The organism is Burkholderia sp. Ac-20379 (assembly GCF_017104645.1).
Classification (GTDB): Bacteria; Pseudomonadota; Gammaproteobacteria; order Burkholderiales; family Burkholderiaceae; genus Burkholderia.
The window spans coordinates 1-4,173 of the sequence record NZ_JAAGPF010000478.1 but is presented as its reverse complement, the minus strand read 5'-3'; the positions used below and the strand labels follow the sequence as shown (position 1 = coordinate 4,173).

At 68.5% G+C, this 4,173-nt stretch carries 4 protein-coding genes; 2 read left to right on the top strand and 2 right to left on the bottom strand.

The annotated features are described in order from the left end of the window. On the bottom strand, window positions 1-451 hold a 451-nt coding region (locus G3N92_RS31615), incomplete at its 3' end, for a hypothetical protein (RefSeq protein ID WP_206131469.1). A gap of 322 nt (window positions 452-773) precedes the next feature. Between G3N92_RS31615 and G3N92_RS31610 the strand changes: the two genes are divergently transcribed. Continuing rightward, a complete protein-coding gene (locus G3N92_RS31610) occupies window positions 774-1,466 on the top strand; it encodes a hypothetical protein (protein ID WP_206131468.1) in 693 nt (230 codons plus the stop codon). Window positions 1,467-1,539: 73 nt separating this feature from the next. Here the strand turns inward: G3N92_RS31610 and G3N92_RS31605 are convergent, their stop codons facing one another. Further along, window positions 1,540-2,865 carry an LLM class flavin-dependent oxidoreductase gene (locus tag G3N92_RS31605; protein WP_206131467.1) on the bottom strand — a complete coding sequence of 442 codons (1,326 nt, stop codon included), beginning with the start codon at window positions 2,863-2,865 and terminating at the stop codon, window positions 1,540-1,542. 203 nt (window positions 2,866-3,068) lie between these two features. Between G3N92_RS31605 and G3N92_RS31600 the strand changes: the two genes are divergently transcribed. Then, the gene (locus tag G3N92_RS31600; RefSeq protein WP_206131466.1) at window positions 3,069-4,097 is read left to right on the top strand and encodes an aliphatic sulfonate ABC transporter substrate-binding protein; all 1,029 of its coding nucleotides are present in this window, start codon (window positions 3,069-3,071) and stop codon (window positions 4,095-4,097) included. Window positions 4,098-4,173: the final 76 nt, after the last annotated feature.

Here is a 4,173-nt window from a genome sequence, read left to right as displayed (position 1 = left end):
CGACCGCATCCGACAGCTCGGCCGACAGCGCCGCGATGCGCGCCAGCACTTCCATGCGCGCCGCGCGCAGCGGGTTCGCGAGCCAGAAGCCGCGCAGCCGCAGATCGCCGAGCCAGGCCGCCAGCCGGTACGCGTGCAGCCGCGTGCCGAGCACCACGCGCCAGGCACGGCGCTCGTGGAACATATGGCGGCGCACGTGCACCACGTAGCGGATCTTGCGGCGCGCGGCCTCGGGCAGCGCCATCGACACCGGCTTCGCGCCCTCGTCCGACCGCTCGCCGCCGAGCGCCGCCACCGTATCGCCGTTCAGGCCGGTGACCAGCATGCGCGGCCCGGCCGCGGCCCGCTCGGCCAGATAGGCGATCACCTGCGGGCAGCCGGCGCGATCGGCCGTGCCGGCCTGTCTCGTGCAGGCGATGGCCAGCGCGCGCCGCAAAAACCACTCGTTCATGAACATGGCGGGTTCCGTTGACTGATGGGATCGAGGGCCGGCGCGGGCCGTGCAGCGCGTAAAAATTACAAGCGCGCGCACGACTGCGACATTCCTGCAAACCGGCTCGGGCCGATGCGCCCGCCGCGTCGCGGTTGCACGGTGCGGGCCGGTTTCGCGGATCACTTCAGCGCAAGAAGCAGGCCATGTTGCGGGCCGCTCGGAGAGGATCGGCAGGGGGAGGTGCTACAAAATATCGCAGGGACGTAATTTCAGATTTCAGCCAATTGGCCAGGTTGAATTCTCCTGAGACTGTTAACGTTCCGAATATATGGATAACAAAATGAATAAAATCAATAAAATGATTTTCTTGTTATGGCTGTGCGTGTGTGTTTCAAGCTCGGCCTTTGCCATGTCGGATCAGCAATTCCTCGCCAAAGTCAGAGCGGAAATCCCGGGCTTCGACGAAACGATCAAGGAGCCGGATTGGCGGTATTACGTCAACCACTGGGATATCGACGGCATCGCCATCAAGGACGCGTTATACGAGGCGGACATCGCCCGGGATTGGCAATTGATGGCGGGGATCTTCGATTTGTATCGGCTGAATCAAGCCAACGCGAAAACGCACGGCATTTCCTTCGCGCACCAACTGGCGCTGTCCCGGCTGGCGCAGCGGCAAAACGACATGCTGCGGCAATCCCGGGCTGCCGCGCCGGAGGCCGGGCCCGCGACGGAAGCCACCAGCCGCGCCGCCGCCCTCCAAACCGCAGCGGAAAATCGCGCGGACAACGCGGCCCCGCGTGCCGGCGCGCGCCAGATCCCGCAGCGGAACGGCGCGCACGGCTTGAGCCTGGTGTTCGTGCTGGCGCTGACGCTCGTGGCCGCAAACGTCTATGGCAATTGTTCCCTGGTTCGCCGAATCGGATTTTCATCGAGGGGCCGATTTTTATGGGCCTGCGCGATGTTGACAATTCCCGTGTTCGGCGTCTGGCTCTTTTCGAAAACCCATTGGCCCAACCGTGCGCGCAAATAATCGAACCGGGCCGGCTCGGCAGCGAGGCGGTCCCGCGCCGAATCGCGGCCGCCGCCCCTCGCCCCTCCCGATCTCACCGCGGAAAGAACCGGTTCTCCGGCCGCGGCAGCCCCAGATGCTCGCGCAGCGTCGTGCCTTCGTACTCGCGCCGGAAGATCCCGCGCCGCTGCAACTCCGGCACCACCTTCAGCGCGAAATCGTCGAGCCCGCCCGGCAGGTACGGAAACATCACGTTGAAGCCGTCCGAACCCTCCTCCTCCAGCCATTGCTGCATCGCGTCGGCGATGCCGGCCGGCGTGCCGACGAACTCCAGCCCCGAATAGCCGCCCACGCGCTGCGCCAGCTCGCGCACGGTCAGGCCGCCGGCCGCCAGGTCGAGCACGCGCTGCCGCGAGGTGTGGCTCGCGTTGCTTTCCGGGATCTCGGGCAGCGGGCCATCGGGATCGAAGCCGGACACGTCGTGGCCGAGCGCGATCGACAGCGAGGCGAAGCCGCTGTCGTCGTGCACGAGCGTGTCGAGAAACGCGCGCTTCTCGCGCGCCTCGTCGAGCGAATCGCCCACCACCACGAACGCGCCGGGCAGGATCTTCAGGTGATCGCGCGGCCGGCCGAGCCGGTCGAGGCGGCCCTTCACGTCGGCGTAGAAACGCTTGCCGGCCGCCAGCGACGATTGCGCCGTGAACACGGCCTCGGCCGTCTCGGCCGCCAGTTGCCGCCCGGCCTCCGACGAGCCGGCCTGCACCACCACCGGCCAGCCCTGCACGGGCCGCGCGATGTTCAGCGGGCCGCGCACCGCGTAATGCTCGCCGCGATGGCCGAGCACGTGCAGCTTCTCCGGATCGAAGTACAGGCCGCCGGCAACGTCGCGCACGAACGCGTCGTCGGCCCAGCTATCCCACAGGCCCGTCACGGCGTCGAAGAATTCGCGCGCGCGGCGGTAGCGCGCGTCGTGCTCGAGGTGCTCGTCGAGGCCGAAGTTCAGCGCGGCGTCCGGGTTCGAGGTGGTCACGAGGTTCCAGCCCGCGCGCCCGTCGCTCAGGTGATCGAGCGAGGCGAAGCGGCGCGCGACGTGATACGGCGCCTCGAAGCTGGTCGAGGCGGTGGCCACCAGCCCGATCCGCTCGGTCACCATCGCCAGCGCCGACAGCAGCGTGAGCGGCTCGAACGACGTCACGGTGTGGCTGCGCTTGAGCGCCTGCGTCGACATGTTCAGCACGGCGAGGTGATCGGCCATGAAGAACGCGTCGAACTTCGCGCGCTCGAGCGTCTGCACGCTCTGCACCAGATGCTTGAGGTTGAAGTTCGCGTCGGGCCAGGCCTCGGGATGGCGCCAGGCGCCGGTATGCAGGCTCACCGGGCGCATGAAGGCGCCCAGATGCAGTTGTCGTGTGCGGGTCATCGTCGGTCGCCGCGCGCGCGGCGTCGGGTTGGCGGAGCGCTCACGATACCGCGCCGCGGGCGACTCTGCTGGCGGCCGCCCTTATCGCGCGGCGTGCTTTCCTAGCGACGATTTCTTGGTTCGCCCGGCGCCCGCGCTTGCGTACATTGAAAGGTCATCCCGATTGATCAGCGGCGTCCCGCCGCCCGCCCGGAGACCATTCCATGAAGCTGTCCTGGACTCGCGCGCTGCGTCGCGCGGCCCTGACGATCGGCGCGCTCGCCGCCTTCGGCACGCTTGCCGCGGCCCCGGCCGCGCAGGCCGCCGACACCGCCGCGAAAGCCGCCGCCGCGCCCGCCGAAATCCGCGTCGACTACGCCTACTACTCGCCCGAAAGCCTCGTGATCCGCCATTTCGGCTGGCTGGAAGACGCGTTCAAGCCCGATCACACCGAGATCCGCTGGGTGCTGAGCCTCGGCAGCAACCGCGCGCTCGAATACCTCAACAGCGGCGCGGTGGATTTCGGCTCGACGGCCGGCCTCGCGGCCGTGCTGGGCCGCGCCAACGGCAACCCGATCCGCGCCGTCTACGTGTTCTCGCGGCCCGAATGGACGGCGCTGGTGGTGCGCAAGGATTCGCCGATCAAGACGCTGGCCGACCTCAAGGGCAAGAAGATCGCCGCCACGCGCGGCACCGATCCGTTCCTGTTCACGCTGCGCGCGCTGCACACGGTGGGCCTGTCGCGCGACGACGTCGAACTCGTCAACCTGCAGCACCCGGACGGGCGCACCGCGCTCGCCAACGGCCAGGTGGACGCCTGGGCCGGCCTCGATCCGCACATGGCCGCCGCCCAGGTGGACGACGGCGCGCGCCTGCTCTACCGCAACGTCGGCTTCAACACCTACGGGTTCCTGAACGTGCGCGAGGCGTTCGCGAGCCAGTATCCGCAAGCCGTCACGCGCGTGCTGAAGGTGTACGAGAAGGCCCGGCTGTGGATCGTCGCGCACCCGGACGACACCGCGAAGATCGTCGCCGACGAATCGAAGGTGTCGCTGCCGGTGGCGAAGCTGCAACTGCAGCGCAACGATTTCAGCGATCCGGTGCCGGGCGACGTGCAGCGCGTCGCGCTGAAGGCCGCCGCGCCGGTGCTGACCGCCGAGCAACTGGTCAAGCCGGGCGTCGATCCGGCGAAGATCGTCGACGCGCTGATCGATCCGTCGTTCGCGCGCCCGCTCGTGCCGGCCGCGCACTGACGATGCGCGACACCGCCGCCCGCCGCGACCCGCTCGCGCCACGCGCGCCGGCCGACGCAGCAGACCGGAAGAGCGC